Genomic DNA, 580 nt, shown 5'->3' with positions numbered 1-580 from the left:
GGCTTGCGAAGTGGCTAAAAGAGCAGAAAGAAGTCCTGTTAACTGACACAACATTCAGAGACGCACACCAGTCTTTATTGGCTACCCGTGTGCGAACGAAGGATCTTGAAAATATCGCGGAGCCGACAGCACGACTACTGCCTGAACTGTTTTCTCTAGAGATGTGGGGAGGAGCGACTTTTGATGTTTCCTATCGTTTCTTGAACGAGGATCCATGGGAGCGGCTGCTGAAGCTAAGACAAAAAGCACCGAATGTCCTTTTCCAAATGCTTTTGAGAGCGTCAAATGCGGTGGGATATAAAAACTATCCAGATAATTTGATTCGTGAATTCGTCGAAAAGAGTTCGAATGCCGGCATAGATGTCTTCCGTATTTTTGATAGCCTTAACTGGGTGGAAGGAATGAAACTTGCGATCGATTCGGTTCGTGAAAGTGACAAGGTAGCTGAAGCGGCTATGTGTTACACGGGGGATATTTTAAACTCTGCTAGGCCGAAATATGATTTAGATTATTACAAAAAAGTAGCAAAAGAGCTCCAAGACTCTGGAGCTCACATTCTCGGTATAAAAGATATGGCTGG

At 44.3% G+C, this 580-nt stretch carries 1 pseudogene; it reads left to right on the top strand.

The features are described 5' to 3' along the window. A pseudogene (locus tag LD39_RS18695) lies at nucleotides 1-580 on the top strand (pyruvate carboxylase); the annotation flags it as partial.

Source organism: Halobacillus sp. BBL2006 (assembly GCF_000786645.1).
Taxonomy (GTDB): domain Bacteria; phylum Bacillota; class Bacilli; order Bacillales; family Halobacillaceae; genus Halobacillus.
Note: the sequence above shows the minus strand (reverse complement) of the source record. Positions and strands in the feature narration are given on the sequence as shown.